This window comes from Kiloniella majae (assembly GCF_002118315.1).
In the GTDB taxonomy this organism is placed as follows: domain Bacteria; phylum Pseudomonadota; class Alphaproteobacteria; order Kiloniellales; family Kiloniellaceae; genus Kiloniella; species Kiloniella majae.
Genome location: NZ_MTSZ01000004.1, coordinates 188,455 through 215,053 on the forward strand (window position 1 = coordinate 188,455; position 26,599 = coordinate 215,053).

Consider the following 26,599-nt stretch of genomic DNA (forward strand, 5'->3'; position numbering starts at 1 on the left):
GTTTACTTGTTCATTCTGTTTTCAATAAGATCATCAACGACGGATGGATCTGCCAAAGTGGAAGTATCCCCCAAGCTGCCATAGTCATTTTCAGCTATCTTACGCAAAATACGGCGCATGATTTTACCAGAACGGGTTTTTGGCAATCCGGGTGCCCATTGCAACATATCCGGTGTGGCAATCGGGCCGATTTCTTTTCTGACCCAGGTAACAAGCTCTTTGCGTAACTCGTCACTAGGCTCTTCACCCGCGTTCAGCGTTACATAGGCATAGATACCCTGGCCTTTAATTTCGTGCGGATATCCAACCACGGCAGACTCAGCGACCTTGGCATGGGCGACAAGAGCTGATTCAACTTCGGCTGTTCCCATGCGATGACCAGACACGTTGATCACATCATCAACACGTCCTGTGATCCAGTAATAGCCATCTTCATCACGGCGACAGCCATCACCAGTGAAGTAAAGACCATCATAGGTGGAGAAATAGGTCTGAACGAAGCGGTCGTGATCTCCATAGAGGGTCCGCATCTGTCCGGGCCAGGAGTCAGAAATACAGAGATTACCCTCTGTTGCACCTTCTAACGGTTTTCCGTCGTTATCAACCAGTAGCGGCTTAACGCCAAAGAACGGACGTGTTGCAGAGCCTGGTTTCAGAGGAGTCGCCCCCGGTAGTGGTGTAATCAGAATGCCACCTGTTTCAGTCTGCCACCATGTATCGACAATCTGGCAGCGACCTTCACCAACGACCTGATGATACCACATCCATGCTTCCGGATTGATCGGTTCACCCACAGTGCCAAGAAGACGGATTGTTGATCGAGAGGTTTTCTTGACGGCTTCCAAACCTTCACGCATCAGGGCGCGGATAGCCGTCGGGGCCGTGTAGAAGATGTTGACCTTGTGTTTGTCACAGACTTCCCAGAAGCGCGAAGCTGTCGGGTAGTTCGGCACGCCTTCAAAAACAAGCGTTGTCGCGCCATTGGTCAAGGGACCATAGACGATGTAACTGTGGCCAGTAATCCAGCCAACATCGGCCGTACACCAGTAAATATCACCGTCGTGATAATCAAAGACGTACTTGTGTGTCATTGATGCATAGACGAGATAGCCGCCAGTTGTGTGAAGAACGCCTTTTGGCTTTCCGGTTGAACCGGATGTGAAGAGAATGAAAAGCGGATCTTCGGCTTTCATTTCTTCAGCGGGGCACTCTTTGTCTGCTGCGGCGCAGGCTTCATCCCACCAGACGTCGCGTTTGTCGTCCCAGTTGATATCACCACCCGTGCGTTTGACAACAAAAACGGTATCGACATCAGGGCAGGATTCAAGCGCTTTGTCTGTATTGGCCTTGAGGGGTACTTTGCGTCCGCCACGTAACCCTTCGTCAGCGGTAATCACACAATTGGATTCACAGCCTTGAATGCGGCCAGCAAGTGCGTCGGGTGAAAATCCACCAAACACAACGGAGTGAACGGCACCAATTCGCGCACAGGCCAGCATTGCATAGGTGGCTTCGGGGATCATCGGCATGTAGATGGTGACGCGATCCCCTTTTTTCACGCCGCGGGCTTTCATGGCATTGGCGAAACGGCTTACGTGATCATAAAGCTGTCCATAGGTGATGTACTCATGTTCGCTGGGGTCATCACCTTCCCAGATGATTGCCGTGTCATCTTTTTTTGTTGGCAGATGACGATCAATTGCGTTGTAGCAGACGTTTGTCGTGCCATCTTCGTACCAGCGAATATGAACATCGCCGGGGCCATAATTTACGTCTTTTACCTTGGTAAAGGGTTTAAACCAGTGAATGCGTTTTCCATGTTCAGCCCAAAATGCTTCGGGGTCTTCGATGGATTTTTGGTACATTTCAAGGTAACGGGGTTCATCTACCCATGCTTTTTGGGCGAGGTCTTCCGGTACGGGAAAAACAGTGGCGTCCGACATGCTTCGGTCTCCCTATATTATTATTTATTGTTGCGCTGCTTTATTTTTATCAGCGGTTTTTTGTTCGCAGGGATTATTTACGGAATTTCCTGATTTCTCAAGGGCAATTTGGAAATAATCGATAAGCTATTGTCCTGTTAATGAAAATTATGTTGCGATGCAGCATCTGTTGATGAGCATATTTGCGAGGGTCTTGCTTGTGGATGATCGTCTTTGAGAAGGCTGCATAATTAACTATCAAAGTAAAAGATAGCTATGCAGAAGGACGATGAGTGGTGCGGAGCGATGCGAGACCTTAGGACCAGGTTTCGGTTGTTTCACCACGGCGAACAACTGTACGAGGTTTGTCAGGCTCCTCGAAAATACTGATGTCATTACAGGGGCGGCCAAAATAATAACCTTGTCCGAAATCAACATTACAGTTGATTAGTAATTGAGTCGTTTCTTCATCTTCAACCATTTCAGCAACTGTTTGTGTCTTGAGCTTCCGGCACAGATCAGCAATGGCTTTGAGAATATGGGCCGATGTTTCGTCTTCCAGGGCATCGCGGACATAACTTCCGTCAATTTTCAGAACATCAACCTGGAACTGGCGGAGATACTGAAGCGAGGCTTCGCCGACTCCAAAATCATCGAGACATACTTTGTGGCCAAGCTTGCGAAGGGTCTGCATTGCTTCATTGGCAATAACCGGATCCGGAATTCTTGTTGATTCTGTAATTTCGAACAGCAAGGCTTCTGGTGTGTCTTTCAAAGGATCCAGCAAAGGGACTAGCTGTTTGATGAAATCGGCATCGCCTATGGAAGCTGCGGACAGGTTTATGGCGATTGAACGGTTGAATTGTTTGCTGGGATTGTTCTGTATCCACTTGATCGCTTTTCGACAAATAGCAAGATCAAAGCCCTTGATAAGATTCAAGTCTTCGGCTGATCTTATGAATTCTTGTGGAGACCCGGTTTCATCATTTATACGGGCCAGAACTTCATAGTGATGGATTGCGCGTGTTTTCAGATCCACAATAGGTTGGAAGACAATCATGAAGTCGCCACCTTCGGTGACTCTGATGATACGCTCGGCCGTTTTTTTGATGCGCGCCAGAATTTCCGGAAGTGAATGTGCCAGATCTTCCAGGCTGAAATTTTCGCTTTGATCGTGGGCAAATTGCTGAATCATGAAACTCAGGGCCTGAGCCGCATTTCCCCCTGAGATCCCACTGTCAGCAAGGGCGATACTTGCCTGTTCAACCTTCAGACCAACGCCTTGGGGATCAGCTGCTTTTACCTGTTTTGAGATTTCATCAGTTAGCTTGTCTATGTCCAGATCCGGGCGGCTGATCAACCCGTATTTACCATTCCCAAATGAAGCAGCTGAATTGGCTTCTGATGAACTTGCGCGAAGGTAGCTGTTGATTGTCTCTGACAGCTCTTGTCTGGCATCTTTATCCAGTTTTTTTGCGAACTCATCATAATTTTCAAGTTCGATGAAAGTGAGTTTGTCTTCGGGGTTGGTTTTCAGATGTTCGGTCGCTGTTTTCCCAAAACTGACACGATCATGAACCACAGCGCCACCTGCCTGACGATTTGTTTTTGGCGAGGTTGCCGCAATAGCTGAAGGAAGTTTGCAGGATAGGAAATAATGCTTTTCCAAATCCTCTACATAGTATCCGGTCAGTGAAAGAGGCTGGGCTTTGCCCGATTTGTTTTTAAAATCGATGTTCATCGGGTCTGGCCTGACGCCCCCGACCATGCCGGAAAGAAGGTGTTTTAAAACCGGTTCTTCGTGAGACAGAACCAAGTCATCTATGGGCATGCCGATAAGTTCTTTTATTGAGCGGCCGAATATGGATTGGGTTGCACCGCTGACAAAAACAATTTCATGTTTTTCAGAGAGTTCAAGCAAAAGGTCTGCTCGACAAAAAGCAAACGCGAGAAAACGATCACGTTCCTGGCGTAAGGAACTTATCAAACTTTCGTTGCCCATGTGGTCCCCGGGTTTTTCCTGCCTTCTTATGTCTGAAAGCGCGATAGTAATTGTTCAGGTTAAGCCCAAGAAGTTAAAGCAACGTGAAAACACTTATAGGTGTAAAATTGTATTTCATAGAATCTATAGGTGATTTTGATATGGGATTATAAAATCTTGGGTTAATGATTAGATTGATTCAATTGGTGATTTTTGCTGCAGGGAGTATGATCAATATTATGAAACCTGTTATAAAACATCTTTTGGTTATTTTAATCATTCTGGTTGTTTGCCTGACGACGATCCTGATCTTCCCCGGATCTTTGGAAGCTTTCGGCGCTAAATTCTGGGATGCAGCCCTATGGATTGGGAGCTGTTTTTCCTGACGGGTAAAATTTAGCTCTTCCTGCCTGTTCCCACCCTCCTGTGTGAGTGAATTCTATGACACGAACTGATAAAGCGATTTCATCTTCAAGGCCGATCTGGGTTGTTTTGCTCTCAGGATGCCTCGTGCTTTGTTTGGCCTTTGGTGTCAGGTCCAGCTATGGCCTTTTTGTCAAACCCATCTCGGACGAGTTGAGCTGGGGGCGGGAAATTTTGGCCTTTTCTTTGGCCATCCAAAACTTGCTTTGGGGGGCTGCGCAACCTTTTGCTGGTATGATTGCGGATCGTTATGGTGCCGGGCGCGTATTGGCATTGAGCGCGCTGGTTTATGCTGGAGGCATCATTCTTGGCGTGATGGATTATTCGCCGATTGCATCTCATATGGGGCCGGGCTTCTTTGTTGGTATTGGTTTAAGCGGAACAACCTTTGGTGTTGTTTTGGCTGTTATCGGGCGATCTGTTTCGGAAGACAAGCGCTCTTTGGCGCTGGGGATTGCAACGGCGTCGGCTTCTTTGGGGCAGTTTCTTATCATTCCCTTGGGAAGTAGCCTGTTACAAAGCTTTGGTTGGCAGGATGCCTTGTTAATCCTTGCCGGACTTTTGATGTTGATTGTACCCGCAGCTTATTTTTTACGAGGCGTTTCGCCGATCTCTGACGTTTCCGTTGATCAGGGTGCAGATATGTCTATGTCGGCGGTGTTAAAAGAAGCTTCGAGGCACAGAGGATATTGGCTATTGATCGCTGGCTTCTTTGTTTGTGGTTTCCATCTAGCCTTTATAACGGTCCACTTCCCGTCCTATGCCATTGATAAAGGTCTGGCACCGGAAGTGGGTGCCTGGACACTGGCGCTGGTTGGATTAGCGAATATTTTTGGTTCCTATACCGCGGGTGCTCTGGGTGGCGCTTATCGTAAAAAATATCTGTTATCAGGTATTTATATTGCCCGCTCTGTTGCAATTCTTGCGTTTATTTTAGTGCCAGCTTCGACGGTTTCATTTCTTGCTTTTGGCTTTGTCATGGGGCTTTTGTGGTTGAGTACTGTTCCGCTAACATCCGGTCTTGTCGCCCAGATTTTTGGGCCGGAATATATGGGAACCTTGTTTGGTTTTGTTTTCTTTAGTCATCAGGTCGGAAGTTTCATCGGCGTGTGGCTGGGGGGGGTGTTATACGATTCAACGCAATCCTATGATCTGGTCTGGTGGATTTCTATCTTTCTCGGCGTCTTCGCTGCTATTGTTCACTGGCCGATTACCGATCAACCTTTACGTAGATTCTCTCAGGCGACCTAAAGGGTAAGACAAGGTTTTAAAAGACAAAACTACTATTGGTTGAATTGCTTTGTCCTATTCTTTTCTTTGCACTTGATTAAGGTTTCATCCTGTAAACTAGATGATAATATGCCTGAAACTCAGATCGGATCCAGATTGGATAATTGGGATCAAGTAGTGGTCGTTTCAGAAATATACAGGACGTTAAAGTGGAAGTGAAATTGCATATGCCAACCAACAATCTGAAGCCCAAGGTGCCATCCGAAGGTGGCCCTGAACTTGAGGACATCGTTGAAAAAGCAGAGCAGGCACTCTCAGAGATGGAAGGTGACTATGAAGTCCTGGTTAGTGAAGAGATCACACGTATTGATGAGTTTCTTCAAACGGCCAAAGGTGATTCTGCCAAAGCTGCTGACTCTATAAAAGAGATCCACGTCATAGGCCATAATATCAAGGGGCAGGCAGCAACCTTTAGCTATCCGCTTTTGTCGATGGCTGCAAAGTCACTATGCCATTTTATTCAGGAAAATGCTGAAGCCGCAGGCGAGCGTCTGGACCTGATCGAAGTTCATGTAAACACTATGCGGATTATCATTGCACAAAAGATCAAAGGCGATGGCGGCAAAGAAGGTCAAGGGTTGATAACAGCTTTGGAAGAAGCCGTTGGCAAGATTTTAGCGAAAGATTAGATCCGTTTATCTAATACAGATTGACAGCATAACCTTGCATCAAAGCTTTGTATTTGTGGCTTGTTTAAGCAGGCTTCGTTTCACCCATCCCACAGATAATGTTCCACTCTTTATCCCTTACGGGCATGACGGAAAGACGTGATTGTTTGATAAGAGCCATTTCCTGCAATTCGGGATGAGCTTTGATTTCTTCTAAACTGACTGGCGTGGTCATGGGATGAAGCGTTTTGACATCAACCATCCCGAAGCGCCCGGATTTATCGGTATGATCGGGGTAATATTCTTTACAAACCTCGACGATGCCAACGATCTTTTTTTCTTTCACAGAATGATAGAAAAAAACACGGTCACCTACCTTCATCGCCTTCATATTGTTCGATGCCTGATAGTTGCGAACACCGTCCCAATGCTCAACATCTTTGGCAACCTGATCTTCCCAAGACCAACTACCGGGTTCTGTTTTCATCAACCAGTATGCCAAAGTATCCTCCTTTTTAGGCTATATCCATAAACAGAATAACACTGCTCGCCGGGTAAACAAGCAGTGCTATTGGTATGCAGAATGATAATCCACTCAAACAAAGATCTACAGTGATCTTAACCTTATTTTGGCAGGGCCTGTTTCCAAGGCGTGATTGTTACCTGCTCGAAAAGGCCAGCTTTGTTGTAGGGATCGTTGAGGGCGAATTCTTGAGCGGCAACATCGGTATCAAATTCGAGGATCAAGAGGCTACCGGTCATGCTTTCATGATCAACGCCCAAAGTTGGACCAGCAACGACAATGTGGTCGATAAACTTGTTGAGGTATTCCAGGTGGGCCGGACGGTTCTCGGCACGGACGTGGGCGTGATCTTTTTTATCGACACATGAAAAAATAAACTTCATTGGGCGTTTCCTACTGCTGGAGAATCAAGGTTTTAATTTCTTTAGGCCTCTGCTTTTTGAGGGCGGGCGAGGAGTTGGGCGATGGTTTCGTCAATATTAGCGTTGTTGTGCAGAATGTCACACACGGCACTACAGATCGGCATATCAATAGAGAGGCTCTGGGCTAACTCCGTCACCGATTTACTGGAGCTTAATCCCTCGGCGACTGTAATCCGGCCCTTCAGGTAATCCTGTATCGCGATACCTTCGCCTAAAGCTTTACCAAGGGCGTAGTTTCTGGATTGCGTGGCTGTACAGGTGAGGGTGAGATCCCCCATTCCTGAAAGGCCCATGAGGGTTTCACGTCGACCACCTTTTGCGAGGCCAAGCTTTACAATTTCTGATAGACCACGGGTAATCAGGGCAGCACGAGCATTATCGCCAAGTTTTTTGCCTTCGACGATACCACAGGCAATTGCGATGACATTTTTTACTGCACCGCCAATTTCGGCCCCGATAGGATCAAGAGACTGGTAAATTCTAAAGGAGCGATTGTTGAGTGTCTTTGACAGAGCCTTGCCTAAACTCTCATCTGCACAGGCAAGAGTAACCGCAGTAGGCAGTTTGTTGGCAACCTCAATAGCAAAGGTTGGTCCTGAGAGGACGGCGATGGGATTTTGCGGCAGTATCTCCGCGATCATCTCAGTCATGAGAAGCCCGCTTTTGATTTCTACCCCTTTGGTGCAGAGAACGAGCGGAGTTTTTGGATCTATTTGGTCTTTACCGGCCTCTAGAACCACACCCAAGTGTTGAGAAGGTACAACCAATAAAAGGACATCACAGTGCCGAAGGGCTGATGTTTCTGCTGTCGCCGTAATTTTAGGGCTGAGGTTTGCACCCTTTAGATAGAGTTTGTTTTCATGATTTTTGTTTATATCTGAAACAACATCTTCATTGCGTGACCAGAGGATAACATCGTTTCCTGCTTCTGCTGCAACAGCAGCAAGAGCGGTACCCCAAGCACCGGCTCCAAGGACGCCGATTTTTTTTTGATGCTTGTCTGTCATGATTTTGACGCCTCTACGCCTGTGAGTTGGTCAAGCGGCCAACGGGGGCGGGGGGCGAAATCCAGTGAGTCTGTCAGCCCCAGGCGCAAACGCTCTAACCCAGCCCAAGCGATCATAACACCATTATCGGTACAGAGCTTAACCGGTGGGGCCAGTAAGCTGGTATTATATGTATCCGTGAGCTCTGTAAGACGTGAGCGCAATGTCAAGTTTGCGGCAACACCGCCTGCAACGACCAATGGTCCGGGGCGACCATAGGTATCCTGAAAGACTTCCATCGCTTTTTTGCAGCGATCAACAAGGACATCGCCAACAGCCATTTGAAATGAGGCCGCGAGATCGGCTTTGTCCTGTGTGCTCAGGTTTGCGATATCCGGTTGTTGATTATTTTCATCACTGGCGCATTCAAGAATTTTTTTGCGCACGGCTGTTTTCAAACCGGAAAAAGAGAAATCACATCCCGGACGCCCCTTCATCGGACGTGGAAGATCAAAACGTTTAGGATCTCCATCTTTGGCAATCTGTTCGATCATAGGCCCCCCGGGATAGGGAAGCCCCATCATCTTGGCGGTTTTATCGAAAGCTTCGCCAACGGCATCATCAATGGTGCCGCCCAATCTGGTATAGCGCCCTACATCTTCAACGGCGAGAAGCTGACAATGTCCGCCGGAGACAAGAAGAAGAAGGTAAGGAAAGTCGGCTGCTTCTTTTTCGGTGAGACGGGCGGTCAAAGCGTGCCCTTCCAGATGGTTCACTGCAAGGAAAGGGAGCTTGCGCGCGGCAGCGATTGCCTTGGCTGTCATCACACCGACAAAAACGCCACCGATCAGGCCAGGACCTGCTGTTGCTGCGATGCCATCCAGTTGATCAAAGTCCAGATCGGCTTCTTCCAGCGCAGATCTGATGAGGCGATCAAGGTGGTTCATATGGCTGCGTGCTGCAATCTCGGGAACGACACCACCATAGGGCTTGTGCTCTTCCAACTGGGTAAGAACCTTGTTGGAGAGAATGTTGTGATCACTATCAACAATGGCGGCTGCTGTTTCGTCGCAGCTGGTTTCAATACCAAGTACTTTCATGCTTTTTAAATCGCCATACTTTCCAATTTGGCGCTTTCCAATTTGGCAGAGTTATCAGAGCTGAGTTATTTAGAGAGGCAATATCTAATTTTTCAGCTTTAGCTCATAGTTCAAAATCTTTTTGTAGAAAATACCATTCGCAGCATTTCGGCAAGGTTTCACTGTTGAAATCTTGGGTAATCAGTCTTTTGAAGGATAAAAGCTCTGCCCCTTTTGAACGTGCATAACTAAAAGTTGTTTTTCTGTGAGGTGGAAAAGTCGCTGGGGTGGTTTACTTAACTAATAAGCCGCCGTTTGTTCGGATATTTTTAAATAGGGGATTTTATGAAACGAATTGAAGCTCTTGTCGTTGTTGGATTGTTACTTGGCGGGCTATTTCTGGCTTCCCTGTCTCAAGCCGCAGGGCCACAAGCTGGGAAGCAAGTCGATTCTAAGGTTGAGGAAATGGTTCTGGAGAGCGGGCGCTATGTGATCGTGATGCCGGAGATTAACAAAAGTGAAGAGCCTTATCCGACACTATTTTATTATCACGGTTATGGGCAGAGTGCAGATCTTGTGCTGAAGAATCAGGCTTTGCTAAAATTAGCTTCTTCACGGGGCGTCATGCTGGTTATTCCGGATGGTCTCAATCGCAGTTGGTCCAATGTTGGCGCGCCTAGTGAACGTCGGGATGAAATTGCCTTTACCAAAGATATTCTAAGGGATGTGGAATCTCGGCATGATGTGGATAAGTCCCGTCTGTGGGCTTCCGGGTTTTCCCAAGGCGGTTCAATGGCTTGGGATGTCGCATGCTATATGGGGGAAGAATTTTCTGCCTTTTTCCCTATCGCGGGTTCGTTCTGGCGTCCCCATCCTGCTGACTGTGAAAATCCGGTCAATATTCGTCATATTCACGGATTGGCAGATCGTGTTGTTCCGATGGCAGGACGGCCTATCGGTGCGCGGTGGCATCAGGGGGATGTGAAAACCGGCGTGCGTATCTGGCAAGAAACCAACCGCTGTGAAGCCGATCCTGAAGTTGTTTCTTTTGAGGATATGTCCTGTGAGATCTGGCGTAGATGTGGAACGGGCAAAGAGATGGAACTCTGTCTCCATAACGGGGGGCATAACATTAAAATGAAATGGTTAGCTCAAGGCATGGATTGGGCCGAAAGCTTGAAAAGTGCAACCGTGGGCGAGGGCAGTCTGTAAGCGGATTTTTGGTCAATCGTATTTTCAACCGTATTTATAGGGCTTATACCGTTGTATGCTGTCGTCTTGGGCAGATTAAATCTGCGTCGGTTCGCCGCGTAATGTACTCACCATAAGAATTGTCGAAAGGTAACTGAAAGAGTAAGGTGCGCTTAATTGAACTATTCTCTGGATAAATTGATTTATCCAGTCTTACAGGAACGCATGGCAATAATTTATGACTGATAATCCGATTCTTCGTCTTGGTACCCGCGGAAGCCCTCTCGCTCTGGCACAAGCTTTTGAAGTTAAACGTCTGTTACTAGAAGTACATTCAGATCTGAAGGATGAAGAGGCTGTCGAGATTGTCGTGATTAAAACTACTGGCGATATGATTCAGGACCGAGCGCTGTCCGCAATAGGTGGTAAGGGACTTTTTACCAAAGAGATTGAAGATGGCCTTTTGGATGGCAGTATTGATATCGCCGTACATTCGATGAAAGATGTGCCCACGTGGTTGCCTGACGGGTTGGAAATTTCCACGGTTCTGGAGCGCGAAGATCCTCGGGATGCGCTTTTCTCATCAAAAGCAAATTCGTTGGCAGAACTTCCGAAAGGTGCGGTTGTCGGTTCAGCTTCTCTGCGCAGACAAGCCCAGATCAAAGCAAAGCGGCCAGATTTGGAAGTTATTACCTTTCGTGGATCGGTTCAGACCAGACTACGCAAGCTGGAAGAGGGTCAGGTAGATGCCACTCTGCTTGCTGTTGCTGGCTTGAACAGACTGAAGCAATCCGATCTGATTACAGCGGCACTTTCAACCGAAGAAATGTTACCGGCGCCAGCCCAAGGTGCTGTTGGTCTAGAGGTCAGAACGGGGGATGATCGTATCCGTGCCTATGTTGATGCCATTCATCATGAGCCGACAATGCACCGAATCACGGCTGAACGTGCTTGCCTTGCGGAGCTGGATGGGTCTTGCCGGACGCCAATTGCTGCGCTTGCTGAAATAGAAGGTGATGAGCTTCATCTTCGTACGATGTTGGCGGCTACAGATGGCAGTGAAATTTTTACGACTGAGCGGCGAGGTCCTATATCATCAGCCGAGGAAATGGGTCGATCTGCGGGCCGGGAACTAAAAGAGCAGGCCGGAGAAGAGTTTTTTAAAACACTGGAAGAGCAGCAACTCTGATTTAATCAAAGAGGTCATTAATGATCACTCACCTTGTCACGCGCCCGCAAGCGGATCAGGAGCCTTTTGCTTCTGATCTTCGCCAGCTGGGGCGCGAGGTGTATTTTGATGCCGTTTTTGATATTGTATTTCGGGATTCGGCCGAATTGGATCTCGCCGAATTGAATCTCTCTGGCGTACAGGCTGTTCTTTTTACCTCTGCCAATGGTGTACGTGCCTATCAGTTAAATAGTAAGGACCGCTCCTTACCAGCCTTTTGTGTGGGGGATAGTTCTGCGGCAGCCGCACGTAAGAACGGATTCGAAAAGGTTTATTCCGCTAATGGGGATGTAAGTGATTTAGCTGAGCTGGTTCGTACAAAGCTAAAACCAAAATCAGGAACTTTGTTACATCCCGCAGCCTCAAAAATAGCAGGGGATTTACAAACTGATCTTAGTCAGTCCGGTTACGCCTATCGCCGTGAAATTTTGTATGAAGCTATGTCGTCAACAGCATTGCTCCAGCAGACAGGAAACCTATTAAAAAACAATAAAATCAAAGAGATAAGCTTTTTTTCACCACGATCTTCCAAAATATTTTTGGCGTTAATAGCCCAAGAAAATCTACTCCCCAGCTTAGAAGGTTTAACCATCTATTGTTTGAGTAAGGCAGTTGCCGATTGTTTTGATGAAATACCGGGGCTTAAGCTTTTGGTTTCAAAGCAGCCAAACAGGGCTGATATGATAAAGTTAATTGCATCAACCAAATAAGTGTACGTACGTACTGGATTTTACCTTAACTCTGGCGCATAGTTTCCTTAATGACGTGTTTAACCATATGGATTAAACACAATCTGGATGACAGAGGATACTATGGTCAGCAAACAGGGCGACAAATCAAACAAACCGACAACGGACTCTTCTGTAAAAGATGAGAACAAATCGCTTGATAAAGGAGCGGTTACTGAAAGTCCGACGCAGGAAATTATTAACGCCTTTGGTGGTCTGAGGCCTTTGGCCAGCAAATTGGGAATTGCTGTTAGTACAGTACAGGGGTGGAAAGAGCGCGATTCCATTCCCTCTGCCCGTCATGAAGATATCCTAAAGGCTGCGGCGAAAGCCAAGATTACGCTTAATGTAGCACGGGTTCGTGAAAGTGATCTTTTGCTGTCAGATGAAGCAGAGCAAGATGCTTCTACCGATAAGTCGGATATCAAATCTACGCTTAAAGCGACAAGCTCAATACCTGTATCCGGCTCAAAAGCAGCTGTGGGTGACAAAAGTGATGACGCATCTGCAAGCACGAACATTGAAAAAGATAATGACGTTGATCATGGGCAAAACGAAGCTGGTGAAGAGCTTCCGAATACGCAGACAGTTGTCGCCGTTAAAAAGGGCAGCAGTCTGAACAGTTTTTTCTACGGGGTTGGGTTCTGTGCGCTGGCAATGGCAGCGGCTGTTTTCTTTCGAAGTGAGTGGCTGCCCCTTGTTGAGAAGATTCCAACATTCGGGGCCGACGGGGAGACAGCCAGTGTCAGTTCGTTAGAAGAGCGGATTGCAGGGTTGGAGCAAGATGTTCTTAACACGCAAAACAAGGGTGTAGATCAAAATCGTTTTTTAGCACTTTCAGAAACAGTGCGGACGTTAAAATTACAGCAATCCGAGCTTGAGCGACAATTAAATGGCCTGACCAGCGGTGGTGTGGTTGTCACATCAAGTGATGCTGATAAGGATCTGGTGGATGCCCTTCGGACAGAGCTGGAACAAACCCGCCAACGTCTCGATGTCATCGAGAGCACAGGCCTTGCGTCTTCATCTGTCGGGGATAGTCTTAATGCGACCTCTGTTCAGCAGTTGGCATCAATCCGGACGCAAATAAATGCACTGGTATCCGAAGTTGAAGGCATGAAGACTGGTGCTCCGGTTTCATCCCCGGCATTGATTTCAGGGATTTCAGGGCCCGCAACTGGTGATGTTTATCTTGCTCTTGGTGTTTTACAGCTACGCGATGCCTTGCGCGGATCTGGCCCTTTTGTGAAAGAGCTGGACCTTGTCCGTGCCGTTGCCCCGGAAAACAGCACTATTCGCGAACTGGTGTCTCCGCTTTCTTCTTTTGCAGCTGTCGGCTTGCCTAGTTTGACCGATCTGAGGGCGAGTTTCCCATCTGCTGCACGCGATGCGCTCTCGGCTGATAAAATTGCGGGCGGGCAGACCTGGGTTGATAAAGCGATTGGTCGTGTTACGGACGTGGTTTCAATACGCCCGATTGATATTCTTGATGGACAGGGAACTTCCAGTGTCTTGGCCCGGGCGGAAAACTATCTGAAAGACGGTGATCTATCGGGTGCTTTGCTAGAGCTTGAAAACCTCACTTCTGCGGCGACTTCGGGAATGCAAGATTGGCTTCTACTGGCCAGTCAACGCCAAGAAGGGGAACAAATCAGTCAACAATTGGCTTTGCTTTTGATTGGTGTCACGGCACAGGGTAGCGGTGCTGGAGGTATTGAATAATGAAACGGACACTGATTTATTTTCTTAAGCTGGCGATTGTTCTAACGATTGTTATATGGATTGCGAACCGTCCTGGTCTGGTTTCTATCGACTGGATTGGATACCGTCTGGAAACAACGGTTGGGGTTCTTTTTCTTGCAGCCGTTGCTTTGGCGATATCTGCCGCATTTCTTTACCGTTTTTGGCGTAGTCTCATCAACGCGCCAGCTCTTTTTGGCCAAGCCCGGCAAGATAATCGCAAGAAACGTGGATATAAGGCTTTGACCCATGGCATGGTTGCTGTGGCTGCTGGCGAAGCTAATACAGCGCTTGCGATGGCCCGCAAAGCTGAAAATCTGTTGTCTGATGAACCCCCTCTGACCATGCTTTTGTCTGCTCAGGCAGCACAATTACAGGGAAATGAAGAGGCCGCGACCAACTATTTTAAAGCCATGTTGGAGGACAAAGAGACTCGTTTTCTTGGGCTCCGTGGGCTCTTGATGCAAGCACAACGCCGGGGTGATTTTGCCGAGGCATTAGAACTTGCAAAGCAGGCACATGCCCTAAGTCCTAAAACACCGTGGGTTCAGGAGAGTTTGTTCGAACTCTCGGAAGCAACAGGACAATTTGCGATTGCTGATCAGGCTTTGAAAGAAGGGGCCAAGACAAAAAATCTTACCTCTGCAGAAGCGGCGCGGAAACGGGCTGTTGTTAAACTGCAGCAAGCTTTGAAAGCAAATGATCAGGGAGAACTTCAGGCTTCACTGACTTTTGCCAAAGAGGCGTACAAGCTGGCACCTGATCTGGTCCCTGCTGTGGCTTTTCTTGCTGAAGCCTATAATCGTGCAGGGAGAATCAAAGATGCTGAAAAAACACTGAAAAAAGCATGGAGTAAACAACCTCACCGTGATCTTGCCCGTATGTTTCTAACACTTTGGCCTTCTGAAAGTAATGTTGAGCGAGCCAAGCGTCTGGGGCAGATGGTTGCCCAGAATAAAGATCACTATGAAAGCCATATTGCATTGGCGGAAGCTAATTTATCGGCGAAACTGTGGGGCGAGGCACGACGTCATCTGAAACAGGCATCCGAGCAAGGTGGTCCTAGCCGTTTGGTGTGTCGCTTGATGGGGCGCCTGGAACAGGAAGAACATGGGGACAACCGTGCGGCTGCGGAATGGTTCGAAAAATCGGAAACCGCGCTTATTGCCCACAACTGGGTTTGTGAATCCTGTGGGGCAATTGCTGAAAATTGGCAAGCTCATTGTGGTGATTGTGGCTCTTTTGATTCCTTGGCCTGGAAACGTCCGACAATTCTGACAGAAGAAAACGCGATTGGATCAAAAGGAACTGCCCCAAAGGTAATTGGAAAAGCAACAGGCACATCGCTGGTGCTGGAGAATACTGAAAGCAATGAAATTGTGATTGCCAAGCCAACCGAGATTGAAGGGGCAGCAAGAGAGACCGGCGCTTAGGACCTGTTTTGAAGAACCGTTGTTTCCAAGAGAAGAAGTTATTGTTGAGGACGTAGATCCAACGCAATGACTTCTTTTTTTGCCTGTTCGTCATCGGTGCCTGACATAGCAGCAAGAAGCATTGCGGCAGCAGTTACCCCCTCTTTGTGTGCCATTAGGAGTGATTCGCTTCGTGACAAGGCTTCGGTGACAGTTTCGAAATAAGCCTCTTCAATCATTTCTTTAGTTGCTGAATCCAAAGGATCTACCTCTTACATGTTCCAAAATGAAAGAGCTTTCGGCAATGAGTGTCTTTTCCATTTATATAGTATTGTTTTTTAGCTGAGGGAGTGATGCCCTGTGACCTGTTTCCCTGCGGTGAAACTTCCCGGAGTCTGATACCTTGTGGGTTGCGTTTGTTCTGGTCCTTTTTTAGCAGGCATATTAGGGATGAATGGGTTATATTTTTGTTAAAATATAATTTCCAAATTCTTGAAAGATAGGGCTAACAGCAGGTTTTAGATGTTTTATTAATTATTCATAATTATCATGTGCTTATCAGATAAACTGCTTTAGATTATTTACTGTGAAAAAAACCAACTTCTCCTTGATTTTAGTTTTTGTCAGCCTGATTTTCGTCATGATTTCAAAGGCCTATGCTGATGCAAATCCTGTCAGCCTTTTCAAAGAAAAGTTAGAAACTTCTGTTAGCAATAAGCGTGTGCTTATGGTTAAGAACGAGGAAAAAATTTCGAAGTTTAGAATTATGGATCTCGAAAAATTACCTCTTTATGAAGTGTCACTGCCGCCAATCTGGGAGAATGAGGCTGGAAAGTATCAGGGTGTATTGTTGTCTGATATTTTTAAAACCTCGGGAATAGCAGATATCAGGCAAGTTAAAATGGTCGCCCTGGGTGGGTATGCGATTGATTTGACGCCTGCGAAGTGGCCTGTGAGTTGCCTGTTTGTCGCGACACGATATCAGTCACGTGAGATCAGAGTTGAGAGAAAGGGGCCGATCCGCCTTCTTCTGCCTTGTATGATCAAGGAAAAGGACGGCGAGACGAATTACAGAGAAATCTCTACCGTAAATTGGATCTGGAATCTAAAAGAGATTCACATACTCGATTAATATCAACGCAAAAGAATTTTGAAGAGTTTCGGTTCCTGTTTGCAGGAATCTGAAGCACGTATATTCTTATTGATCAAGCCAGTCCAATTATAAGGTATTGTTTTCCTTTGCTATTAAGGAAAGTAAACGTAAGTCATTAAAATATATAAAAATTTACACAAAATTAGCCTAATAAATTCTTGTTGCACGGGTGTTATCATTTGGCCTAAGCAGGGGTGATTACAGCGATTGTGTGCGGCTGGATGATGGCAGCTTGGCATACAATTCTTTCACGCCTGAGCCACAACTTTTCCCTTAAAAGCTTGCTGGCTTGCGTGTCGAGGGTCACCTTCCCCCGAAGGTGGCCCTCATTTATTTATAATACTAATGCTTAGATTGATATTATAAATTATTTTTATGAATGGCTTTTTGATACCAATAGGATGAAAATTAATTTCCTTAATATTGGAGTCAACAATGGAACGCACACTGCGCATCCGTAACGGAGAAAAAGTACGAGGCACATTTTCCAGAGCAGAAATGGAACGCCGTGTTGGTAATCTACGTCGGCATATGGCTGATAATGATATTGATGCCGTGGTATTAACCTCTTACCATAATATCAACTATTTCAATGACTTTGTGTATTGTGCTTTTGGCCGTCCTTATGGTCTGATTGTCACCCAGGACAAACATATTTCTGTAACGGCGAATATTGATGGTGCGCAGCCGTGGAGACGCAGTTTCGACGACAATGTCATCTATACGGATTGGCAAAAAGATAACTATTTCTTTGCGATTAAAGATGAGCTATCGGGACTAAGCCTGAGCCGTGTAGGTCTGGAATTCGATCACATTAACATCGATAATAAAAACAAAATGGCCGCGGCTCTTGGCAGCCCGGAATTTGTAGATATCGGTGCACCGACAATGCGGATGCGGATGCTGAAATCCGCTGAAGAAATCGAAATTATCAAACATGGTGCAGCAACGGCTGATATTGGTGGTGCAGCCTGTGCAGAAGCCATCGCCGTTGGTGTTCCCGAGCATGAAGTTGCACTCCACTCAACACAGGCAATGATCCGTCACATTGCTAAAACCTTTCCCGATGCAGAGCTTATGGATACCTGGACCTGGTTTCAGTCTGGCATCAATACAGACGGTGCCCATAATCCCGTGACCAGCCGGAAGATTGAATCAGGTGATATCCTGAGCTTGAACTGCTTTCCGATGATTGCCGGATACTATACTGCGCTGGAAAGAACATTGTTTGCCGAGTATGCATCTGATGCGCATATGAAATACTGGAAAGCCAACGTCGAAGTGCACGAAGCTGGTCTGAATTTGATTAAACCTGGTGTCCGTTGCTGTGATATTGCACTTGAGCTCAATGAAATCTTCAAGAAGCACGATATGTTGCAGTATCGAACCTTTGGATATGGTCACTCTTTCGGGACGTTAAGCCATTACTATGGTCGCGAAGCCGGACTGGAACTTCGTGAAGATGTTGAAACTGTATTGGAACCGGGTATGGTTGTTTCTATGGAACCAATGATCATGATCGAAGAGGGTAATTCCGGTGCTGGCGGTTACCGTGAACATGATATTCTGGTTGTGGGTGAAAATGGTGCTGAAAACATCACCAAATTCCCTTATGGTCCGGAGCATAATATTATCAGTAAATAAATATCTTTCCTTGTCTGAGAGTTCCTCGGCTTGAAATTGATTCAGTCAAAAATTGATTCAGGCTGAAATGCTCCATGCATTGGAAATGCAGATGTCTCAAAACTTTAAACCCGGCATATCAGTGCCGGGTTTTCTTTTTGGTGAAGGATTTAAACAGAGGATGTCACATTATGGGTTCACCAAGCGTCATATTCCTGAAAACAACATTCGGAATAACACAACAAAGGAATATGATGATGACGACTTCTTCTGTACCTCTTTCTTCTACGTCTCTGGCTTCTGTGTCTCTGGCATCTGAAAAACCTGTTATGCATGAAAAAAATGACCCAAAGTTAATAGGGTATCTGGGTCAGGTTCATGTGATGATGGCAGAGCGTGGTTTGGAACATTCTCTTTCTGCACTTATTGAACTGCGTGCGTCCCAAATAAACCAATGTGCCTATTGTGTTGATATGCATATCTCAGACGCGCGAAAAGCGGGGGTTAGTCAGGACAAGCTGGATAAAGTGATTGTCTGGCGTCATGTGGACGTATTTTCTGAACCAGAGCGGGCCGCGTTGGCCTGGACCGAAGCGTTGACAACATTTGATCCAAAAACAAATTATGCGAAACTTCGTTCTGAGTTACGGCAACATTTTTCTGACAAGGAAATTACATTAATTACGACAGATATCGGGATGATCAACCTGTGGAACCGTGTACAGATATCCAAGCATTGATATGGGGGTGTCCCTATGAAGCTTGAAAGTAAAACAGATGTGTTTGAGCAATCGCGATCCCGGCTTATGGGGCTCGCGTATCGCTTGCTGGGGTCTGTAAGTGATGCACAGGATATTGTGCAGGATACCTATCTGAAGTGGATCTCATACTCTGGCCCGGAGATCGAAAACCCTGTCGGTTGGTTATCACGTGTTTGTACAAACCGTTGTCTGGACCAGCTAAAGTCGGCTAGTCATCAAAGGCTAGATTACGTAGGGTCATGGATACCGGATCAAATTCAAACGGAATTTGAATCTAACGTAGAAGAACAGCTAGAAATAGCTTCGTCTTTGACAACAGCCTTTCTTCTTTTGTTGGAAAGGTTGACGCCTAAAGAGCGCGCAGCATATTTGTTACACGATGTGTTTTCGATGCCATTTGATGAGGTGGCGGGTGTTCTGGATATGCAATCTGCTAATTGTCGTAAGTTGGCGACACGTGCTCGCGAGTATGTGGCAAAAAACAATGTGCGGCATGTGCCGGAGAAGCAGCACCAGGAAAAGCTGTTAGAAGCTTTTCAACAGGCAATCAAAACCGGGGATGTCGGTGGTCTGGGAACAATGTTACGGGCAGATAGTGATTTACGTGCGGATAGTGGCGGCAAAGTTCAGGCTGTACGCGGTGTCATTGTTGGTCATGATGCGATCTGCCGCTTTATTGAAGATATTTTATCCCACGCATGGCGGGACATGACGATCACGACTTATCTACTTAACGGTGCTTTAGGTTTGGTGATTGTGGATGAAGGTAAAACGCATGCGGCGCTATCGTTCGGATATGATACAGAAGGGCAGATCAGCCAAATATATATCATGCGACATCCCGGCAAACTGAAACAGATGATTTCGACCAAAGGAATTTTGTCAATCTCAGGGGCTATATCCTGGGAATGAAACCCTTCACGCAGCTATTCATCAGGGGTGAAAGCTCGTTTATGGCGAACAGGCTTTGTCACTGTATAAAATATTGATAAGCTTTGCTTCATCTATAAAACGAGCTCAGATTGCCAGATAATGTGCTTTTTACGCCATGATTAATATTCCCACCGATCTGTTACGTACCTTCTCTACTGTGAATGATTTGGGAAGTATAACCCGTGCCGCAGAGACTTTGGGCCGCTCTCAGCCTGCGATTAGTCTTCAGCTGCAGCGGCTGGAAGATCTGTTGGAAATATCACTTTTCAATCGGAGCGGACGGAAGATCTCGTTGACGGAAGAAGGGGAAATTCTGCGTGGGTATGCCAAGCAAATTCTGGCGCAGAACGATGAGGTTATTTCGAGGTTGAAAACCCCGAAAGTGGGGGGTGTTGTCCGGGTCGGTTTACCAAATGATTTTGCCGTTTCTTTGTTGCCGACAATTCTTGGCGGATTTACCAGTGCCCACGACGGAATCACGCTGGAAGTCGATTGTGGAATCAGCCGTGATCTTATCCAGGCCGTAGATAAGAATGACTACGATGTGGTCATCGCCCTTTGTGCAGATACACCGTCACCTTCGTTGGCAAAAACATGGTCTGACCGTCTGGCGTGGGTTGGGAATGGCGACATTGCGTTGTTATCGCAAGATACCCTGCCTTTGATCGTTTATCCGCAAGGGTGCATCTATCGACAACGATCGGTAGATGCCCTGAACCGAGCTGGAAAAAAGTGGCGCATATCCTATTCCAGCCCTAGTCAATCAGGCATCGAAGCAGCGGTAAAAGCGGGCTTGGGATTGACTGTTTTGTCTGAAAAAACAGTACCTGATAGTCTGGAAGTTGTGCCTGTGGAAAGCGGGTATCCTGGGTTGGCAGATGTTGAGGTTGGTCTCTTTTATCGTCAGGGTGATTTAAGTGAGGCCGGGTTGCGGTTGGTCAACTATATTACGGCTTCAATGGATGAGCTGCATCAGGAATAGGCACTAAGGCATCTGTTGAGTTTTTGACGTAATCTTAATTATTGGCTCGTCCAAAGTGCGCATTTATATGCCATCCCTTGACGGTTGGTGTGCGGTGCAGCATAAATGATCGCTAGTCAAAATCGATACATAAAAAAATATCAGGGAGCGACAGGCGATATGACTTCTGTGACCAAACCTCAGTGGGTACCAAGCGAAGATCGTGTGCAAAATGCGATCGTCACCGACTTTATGTCCTGGCTGGATCAACAGGGTAGAGCAAAGGTGACTAGTTTTGCTGACCTGCATCAGTGGTCTGTGAAGAACATTGCCGATTTTTGGTCTGCGACTTGGGACTACCTTGATCTTCCCGGGGAAAAAGGCGGTCACATCTACACGCGCAATGATCAGGATATCAAAGCCAGTGCATGGTTTTCCCAGTCAAAAATCAACTTTGCAGAGAACCTGTTGCGTTATCGCGGTGAACAGGAAGCGCTGGTTTTTTGGGGAGAAAAGGGGCGTCAGAGATCCCTGAGTCGGGACGAACTTTACAATGAAGTTTCCCGTCTTGCTCAAGCGCTGAAAGCACAAGGGGTTGAGCCCGGTGATCGTGTGGCCGGATTGATGCCGAACATGCCGGAAGCCATTATTGCGATGCTTGCGACAACTGCCATCGGTGGCGTTTGGTCATCTGCCTCACCGGATTTTGGTGCTCAGGGAATTCTGGATCGTTTTGGCCAGATTGCTCCGAAAGTTTTAATCGCCCCCGATAGCTATGACTATAACCTGAAAAATCACGATGTTTTGGGTAAGGTTACAGAGGTTGTCAAAGAAATTCCAGACATCGAAAAGGTTGTTGTGATTTCCTGGTCGGGTGCGGATCTGGATTTATCCGGGTTGCCAAAGGCGATCGACATGCGGGATTTTGTGGATCCTTTCCTACCCACAGAAATAGCCTTCTCCAGACAGGGTTTTGATCATCCCCTCTACATTATGTTCTCTTCCGGAACCACGGGGGCACCCAAGTGTATTGTTCACCGTGCAGGTGGCGCGCTGATGAAACAACTTGTTGAACACAAGTTCCATGGTGATTTGAAAGAAAATGATCGTCTGTTTTATTTTACCACCTGTGGATGGATGATGTGGAACTGGTTTGCCGCTGGACTAGGCTGTGGCGCAACTCTGATCTGTTATGATGGATCACCATTTGCGGGGAGCCCGACAATCCTTTTTGATCTGGCGGAAGAGGAAAAGGTAACCCATTTTGGGACGTCACCAAAGTATCTGGACACTTTGAAAAAAGCAGGTGAAAGCCCGATTGAGAACTATAAATTGCCAGCACTTCGGGCAATTTTTTCAACTGGATCTCCGTTGTTACCTGAGGGTTTTGACTTTGTTTATGAGCATGTGAAAAAGGATGTTCAGCTGGCGTCCATTGCGGGTGGAACAGATATTCTGGGCTGCTTTATGCTTGGAAATCCTATTGGGCCTGTGTATCGCGGTGAAATACAAACACCTGCGCTGGGCTGTGCAGTTTCTGCCTTTAGCGATGAAGGTAAGCCGGTATCCGATGATCGGGGTGAATTGGTTTGTACGGAACCCTTCCCATCCATGCCGCTTTGTTTTTGGGGTGATGAAGACGGATCGCGCTATAACAAAGCTTATTTTGAGCGCTTTGATAATATCTGGACCCATGGTGACTTTCTGGAAGTCACAGAAAATGGTGGCCTGATTATCCATGGGCGTTCTGATGCAACGCTTAATCCCGGGGGAGTCCGTATCGGTACAGCCGAGATCTATCGTCAGGTCGAAACACTGGAAGAAATTCGTGAAGCGATTGTTGTTGGCCAAAATTGGGACGGCGATGTGCGCGTGGTTCTTTGCGTTATTTTGCAGGACGGTGGCGAGGGTCTCAGCGAAGAGCTGATTAAGAAGATCAAGACCAGAATTAGAACCGGTTGTACGCCGCGTCATGTGCCGGCAAAGGTTGTTGCTGTGTCAGATATTCCAAGGACAAGGTCGGGTAAAATCACCGAGCTGGCCGTACGCGATATCATTAACGGGCGAGAAGTGGGCAACAAGGAAGCGCTGGCTAACCCTGAAGCTTTGGATCTCTATCGAAATATTCCGGTATTACAGGAAGACTAGCTGTTATTTAGCCTCAGGCACCCGATGTACGAGACAAAGGATGCCTGTTATAGGTTTAATAAGATCGTTAAGCGTTACTGCAGAATCAGAGATCGACCTCGATATCACTTTTGGCAAAGCTACAGCAGGCGAGGAATAGATTGTTTTTTGTATCTTCTTCGCTGAGTGCCATCGCGTTTGGTGCTGTAATCTCACCGTGTTTCAGCTCGCTTTTACAGGTTCCACACAGACCGCCCCGACAGCTATAGGGAATATCTATCCCTGCGGCTTCTGCAGCATCTAGAACGGCTTGGTTTCCTTTGATTTCTGCGGTCACTCCCGATTTTGAAAAGTGAATTGAATAGCTTGCAGTTGATCCATCTTCGGGTGGCAGTGTTGGTTCTATAGTGAAACTTTCCTGATTATACTGATCTTCCGGAAGGCCGCTGTCTTTGAGGTGGTTTTGTACTGCTGTCATAAATTGGTCAGGGCCGCAGACGAATACGTCCCGTTCCAGATAGTCTGGGCAAACTTCTTTTAGCATCTTGGGTGAAATTCGACCCTTGATGCCATGTTCTTCCAAACGGGAGGATGGGACACCTTGAGTGGTGTTGTAAGAAAGCTCTAACCCAGGAAATTGCTTTGAGAGCCATGATAACTCTGACCAGGCAATAAGGTCATCAATGGTGTGGCCGGAATGATGGAAATGGACATCATAATCAAGACCCGTGTCCGCGATAAAGCGGGTCATGGACAGCATGGGTGTTATGCCTGATCCGCCAGAAATCATTAGAATCTTTTTCTTCTGGTTATCTTCAAGATGGAAAACGCCTGCAGGGCCCATAGCTTCTACACTAGAGCCAACGGCTACATGATCATGTAGCCAATTGGAAACACGGCCACCTTTAACCCGTTTGACTGTAATTGTAATCGTATCCGGGCGTGAAGGTGTGGATGAAATGGTATAGCAACGGCTAACGACTTCGCCGTTAATCGGAATATGAAGGGTTAGAAACTGTCCGGGTCTATATGAAAACCGCTTTACCGGATCAGATGTGAACTTAAAGGTTTTTACATCGTTGGTTTCATCAATAACCTGCACACACCTTAGCAATATCGGATTTTGATCAAAAGTCTCCGCAGGTCCAGGTTTCAAGTGGGCAGTAATACGGGATGATTTTGATTTCCAATTATCGATATAATGTGGTTTGGACTTGGTTTTTAGTATTTCAACAGGATCCCCGACCTGAATAGTTCCTGTATTCAGGGGAATCATATTTTCCCCGAAAATGACGTCCTTCCCATCGGGGACTTGGCGAAATTCGGTGAGCGTTTTTAGAGGTTCAAGAACTTTATCTGCGGTATGTGCAAAGGGATCAACGGTTGTAAAGACACAGCGCGAGCAGGGCTTAGGCAATTCAAACCTTACATCACCAATCCTGATTAAGGACCAGCCATCTTCTTCGAAGGGCAAAGTACCACTAACAGTAATGTTAGGGCGAAAGTTGGCCATGGAAACAGGGGCAAGTAAACGTCTGTTTAACTCACCCAGTGAACTCTCAGCAGTAATGAGAAGAGGAAAACCATCAGCAAACCCGACATCATTTTCGGGATGTTGTTTGATAAAGCGTTCAGATCTGTTGCCAAAGTAGAGTAGTTTCATTGGCTCGCCGAGGAGATCACTTATCCATCCATCGGCTTGAGGACCACATTCCTGCCCAATAAGATCCGTGCCCCATACATTACTATTTTGATATTTATCAGCGAAACTTTCGGGGGTAAGAGTGATAGGCTCTTTATCTTCGTGATTCAGGGTTAAAAGCGCGCCATGATAAACGCTCTTGATTGCTGTGATCTTGGGGTGTGTTCGCCCGGTAACAAAAGTGCCATCGGGTTTCGTGATTAGATATCGACGGTCCCCAGCCAGACCCGCTGTCAATACAGATGCCTTGGTCATTGAGATGCCGGCAACAGATTTAACGGGATAAATCAAGAGATCACTGACAACTGCTTTCGACATTATAGGGCCTTTTGTTGGGTGGAAATTTGTAAGGACGTCTGATGATAGTCATCTGTTTCCAAGGAGAACAGGGCTGGATGGTAGATATCTTTTTAAAATATATTTTGAGGTCAGATTTTCTGTGTGAACGAAAATTCTGCCTCTTTATGATTGTTTTGAGTTACTTCATTGGCAAGAAGTTAAAAGAGTTGGGCTTGCTGGAGTTGTGATTCGTGACAAGCAGGACCTTCGTTGCGAGCATTGTTCACATAGCTGGTGACGGGTGTTGCTTTGAGGCTGTTGATCGGGAGCGGTTTTAATAGATCCTGCCCCCCTTTGAAAAGCCATGTATTGTAATCTTTTCTTGGCACAATTACAGGCATTCGGTGATGTATATGACAAATGTCGTGATTAGCTTCAGTCGTTAAAACGGCACAGGATTGAACCTCACTGCCATCTGCGCCCAGCCAATCATCCCAAATCCCAGCAAAAGCAAAGGGCGCATTGTTCGTCTGCGTAATGTAATAGCCTTGTTTCGTCGTGTTACCTGTTTTCCCTGAATACCCGCTTTGCCATTCGTAAAAGCCGTCGGCGGGAATCAGGCAACGCCTGCCGCGAAAAGGACCTTTGAAGGATGGCTTTTCATTGACTGTTTCGCTACGGGCATTGTGCATAGGCTTGTTGAGGTTTGGTTCTTTAACCCAATTTGGAATCAAGCCCCACCGATGGAGTGTAAAGTGCCTCTTTTTATCCGAACCCAGTATGACAACAGCAACGGGTTGGGTGGGGCAGATATTGTATCGTTCTTCGAGGTTCGGGCGTTCGGGAAAGCCTATAAGATCACTTAAGTCAGCGATAGGGGTGGTTAGAGCAAAGCGTCCGCACATATTCAGAAATATCAATCCTTGAAAATTTATGTCTAACTTACCAGCTTTTGGGCTGGAGGAAACCATCTCTTGCGTTGTGATGCTCTGTTGTATTTTGTAGCTGGTGAATCCCAGAGTTTCATTTTAATGCTTATTGATCTATACCCTTGTTTTGAAACGAGGGGCTTTCGATACGAGATAACCTCTAATAACGACTTTTGATGCGAGATCGAACCGATGATTTTTGGATTTTTTGGCAGGAAAAAAGAAATCCATATGATCGATGACGGATTGAAACGCGCAGGGACATTCAGCGCAGTTGTTCCAGATTCTGTAAAGCTGACTTTGTGGCGCTTGGCAAAAGATCGGGGACTGTTGAAAGACAATCCAGAAGCGACCCTCCATGATTTGGCAGGATTTTTAAGTTACTGTATTCTGGGACAGGAAGACTTTGAAGATTTTAACGGCCCTGATGACGCAAAGGAAATGCTGCGTCGGTTAGAGATGGTCAAGATTTTCGAAGATGGCATTGATGCAGAAATTGTCCTGTTAACTCTTCACGCTGGATTGGCTGATGAAACCACAGCCGGTCAGTATTCAATAGAAGCGGAAGCTGATTCCGCTGATGGCGTTCAGAGTTAGG

24 protein-coding genes are annotated in these 26,599 nt (G+C 46.7%); 15 read left to right on the top strand and 9 right to left on the bottom strand.

Annotated elements, in window-relative coordinates; genetic code table 11:
• Positions 1-2 precede the first annotated feature (2 nt).
• On the bottom strand, positions 3-1,943 hold the full coding sequence (gene acs, locus BKB51_RS13730; RefSeq protein WP_085901663.1) for an acetate--CoA ligase: 1,941 nt from the start codon (positions 1,941-1,943) through the stop codon (positions 3-5).
• 295 nt (positions 1,944-2,238) lie between these two features.
• On the bottom strand, positions 2,239-3,924 hold the full coding sequence (locus BKB51_RS13735) for a sensor domain-containing phosphodiesterase (RefSeq protein ID WP_085901664.1): 1,686 nt from the start codon (positions 3,922-3,924) through the stop codon (positions 2,239-2,241).
• 218 nt (positions 3,925-4,142) lie between these two features.
• Here BKB51_RS13735 and BKB51_RS20765 point away from each other — a divergent pair, with 218 nt between their 5' ends.
• From BKB51_RS20765 to BKB51_RS13750, 3 genes are all read left to right on the top strand, one after another.
• Positions 4,143-4,289 carry a hypothetical protein gene (locus BKB51_RS20765; RefSeq protein WP_158090235.1) on the top strand — a complete coding sequence of 49 codons (147 nt, stop codon included), beginning with the start codon at positions 4,143-4,145 and terminating at the stop codon, positions 4,287-4,289.
• Positions 4,290-4,344: 55 nt separating this feature from the next.
• Positions 4,345-5,577: an MFS transporter gene (locus BKB51_RS13745; RefSeq protein ID WP_085901666.1), complete on the top strand. Its 1,233-nt coding sequence runs from the start codon at positions 4,345-4,347 to the stop codon at positions 5,575-5,577.
• Positions 5,578-5,783: 206 nt separating this feature from the next.
• Positions 5,784-6,245: a hypothetical protein gene (locus tag BKB51_RS13750; protein ID WP_085901667.1), complete on the top strand. Its 462-nt coding sequence runs from the start codon at positions 5,784-5,786 to the stop codon at positions 6,243-6,245.
• A gap of 64 nt (positions 6,246-6,309) precedes the next feature.
• Here BKB51_RS13750 and BKB51_RS13755 read toward each other — a convergent pair whose 3' ends face one another.
• From BKB51_RS13755 to tsaD, 4 genes are all read right to left on the bottom strand, one after another.
• Entirely contained in the window at positions 6,310-6,726 is a 417-nt protein-coding gene (locus BKB51_RS13755; protein ID WP_085901668.1) for an EVE domain-containing protein, read from the bottom strand.
• Between the two features lie 122 nt (positions 6,727-6,848).
• Positions 6,849-7,130, bottom strand: coding sequence for a YciI family protein (locus BKB51_RS13760; RefSeq protein WP_085901669.1), 282 nt, complete (start codon positions 7,128-7,130; stop codon positions 6,849-6,851).
• A 41-nt stretch (positions 7,131-7,171) separates the two neighbouring features.
• Positions 7,172-8,176 carry an NAD(P)H-dependent glycerol-3-phosphate dehydrogenase gene (locus BKB51_RS13765; protein WP_085901670.1) on the bottom strand — a complete coding sequence of 335 codons (1,005 nt, stop codon included), beginning with the start codon at positions 8,174-8,176 and terminating at the stop codon, positions 7,172-7,174.
• Positions 8,173-9,255: a tRNA (adenosine(37)-N6)-threonylcarbamoyltransferase complex transferase subunit TsaD gene (tsaD, locus tag BKB51_RS13770; RefSeq protein ID WP_085901671.1), complete on the bottom strand. Its 1,083-nt coding sequence runs from the start codon at positions 9,253-9,255 to the stop codon at positions 8,173-8,175. Before tsaD ends, BKB51_RS13765 begins: the two co-directional genes overlap by 4 nt.
• A 324-nt stretch (positions 9,256-9,579) precedes the next feature.
• Between tsaD and BKB51_RS13775 the strand changes: the two genes are divergently transcribed.
• From BKB51_RS13775 to BKB51_RS13795, 5 genes are all read left to right on the top strand, one after another.
• Entirely contained in the window at positions 9,580-10,446 is an 867-nt protein-coding gene (locus BKB51_RS13775; protein ID WP_085901672.1) for a CE1 family esterase, read from the top strand.
• A 217-nt stretch (positions 10,447-10,663) separates the two neighbouring features.
• On the top strand, positions 10,664-11,614 hold the full coding sequence (gene hemC / locus BKB51_RS13780; protein WP_085901673.1) for a hydroxymethylbilane synthase: 951 nt from the start codon (positions 10,664-10,666) through the stop codon (positions 11,612-11,614).
• Between the two features lie 20 nt (positions 11,615-11,634).
• Positions 11,635-12,363, top strand: coding sequence for a uroporphyrinogen-III synthase (locus BKB51_RS13785; RefSeq protein WP_085901674.1), 729 nt, complete (start codon positions 11,635-11,637; stop codon positions 12,361-12,363).
• An 87-nt stretch (positions 12,364-12,450) separates the two neighbouring features.
• Entirely contained in the window at positions 12,451-14,103 is a 1,653-nt protein-coding gene (locus tag BKB51_RS13790; protein WP_085901675.1) for a COG4223 family protein, read from the top strand.
• Positions 14,103-15,554 (top strand): heme biosynthesis protein HemY, encoded by a 1,452-nt coding sequence (locus BKB51_RS13795; RefSeq protein ID WP_085901676.1) that lies wholly within the window; start codon positions 14,103-14,105, stop codon positions 15,552-15,554. Before BKB51_RS13790 ends, BKB51_RS13795 begins: the two co-directional genes overlap by 1 nt.
• A 38-nt stretch (positions 15,555-15,592) precedes the next feature.
• Here BKB51_RS13795 and BKB51_RS13800 read toward each other — a convergent pair whose 3' ends face one another.
• Entirely contained in the window at positions 15,593-15,793 is a 201-nt protein-coding gene (locus BKB51_RS13800; protein WP_085901677.1) for a hypothetical protein, read from the bottom strand.
• A gap of 326 nt (positions 15,794-16,119) precedes the next feature.
• On the opposite strand from BKB51_RS13800, the gene BKB51_RS13805 reads away from it, so the two are divergent.
• The 6 genes from BKB51_RS13805 to BKB51_RS13830 all read left to right on the top strand — a co-directional run bounded on the left by BKB51_RS13805 (position 16,120) and on the right by BKB51_RS13830 (position 23,112).
• Entirely contained in the window at positions 16,120-16,665 is a 546-nt protein-coding gene (locus BKB51_RS13805) for a hypothetical protein (protein ID WP_085901678.1), read from the top strand.
• Positions 16,666-17,121: 456 nt separating this feature from the next.
• Positions 17,122-18,330 (top strand): M24 family metallopeptidase, encoded by a 1,209-nt coding sequence (locus BKB51_RS13810; RefSeq protein WP_085901679.1) that lies wholly within the window; start codon positions 17,122-17,124, stop codon positions 18,328-18,330.
• Positions 18,331-18,500: 170 nt separating this feature from the next.
• Positions 18,501-19,049, top strand: coding sequence for a carboxymuconolactone decarboxylase family protein (locus BKB51_RS13815; RefSeq protein ID WP_198946744.1), 549 nt, complete (start codon positions 18,501-18,503; stop codon positions 19,047-19,049).
• 15 nt (positions 19,050-19,064) lie between these two features.
• Complete coding sequence (gene sigJ / locus BKB51_RS13820; protein ID WP_085901680.1) at positions 19,065-19,982, top strand: RNA polymerase sigma factor SigJ; 918 nt, start codon at positions 19,065-19,067, stop codon at positions 19,980-19,982.
• 136 nt (positions 19,983-20,118) lie between these two features.
• Positions 20,119-20,985, top strand: a complete 867-nt coding sequence (locus BKB51_RS13825) for a LysR substrate-binding domain-containing protein (RefSeq protein ID WP_085901681.1) — start codon at positions 20,119-20,121, stop codon at positions 20,983-20,985.
• Between the two features lie 159 nt (positions 20,986-21,144).
• Positions 21,145-23,112 (top strand): acetoacetate--CoA ligase, encoded by a 1,968-nt coding sequence (locus tag BKB51_RS13830; protein WP_085901682.1) that lies wholly within the window; start codon positions 21,145-21,147, stop codon positions 23,110-23,112.
• A gap of 85 nt (positions 23,113-23,197) precedes the next feature.
• Here the strand turns inward: BKB51_RS13830 and BKB51_RS13835 are convergent, their stop codons facing one another.
• Together BKB51_RS13835 and BKB51_RS13840 are read right to left on the bottom strand one after the other, a co-directional pair.
• On the bottom strand, positions 23,198-25,111 hold the full coding sequence (locus BKB51_RS13835) for a hybrid-cluster NAD(P)-dependent oxidoreductase (protein ID WP_085901683.1): 1,914 nt from the start codon (positions 25,109-25,111) through the stop codon (positions 23,198-23,200).
• A gap of 179 nt (positions 25,112-25,290) precedes the next feature.
• A complete protein-coding gene (locus BKB51_RS13840; RefSeq protein ID WP_158090236.1) occupies positions 25,291-25,977 on the bottom strand; it encodes an SOS response-associated peptidase in 687 nt (228 codons plus the stop codon).
• Between the two features lie 255 nt (positions 25,978-26,232).
• Between BKB51_RS13840 and BKB51_RS13845 the strand changes: the two genes are divergently transcribed.
• Positions 26,233-26,598: a hypothetical protein gene (locus BKB51_RS13845; protein ID WP_125911845.1), complete on the top strand. Its 366-nt coding sequence runs from the start codon at positions 26,233-26,235 to the stop codon at positions 26,596-26,598.
• The last annotated feature ends 1 nt before the right edge of the window (position 26,599 follow it).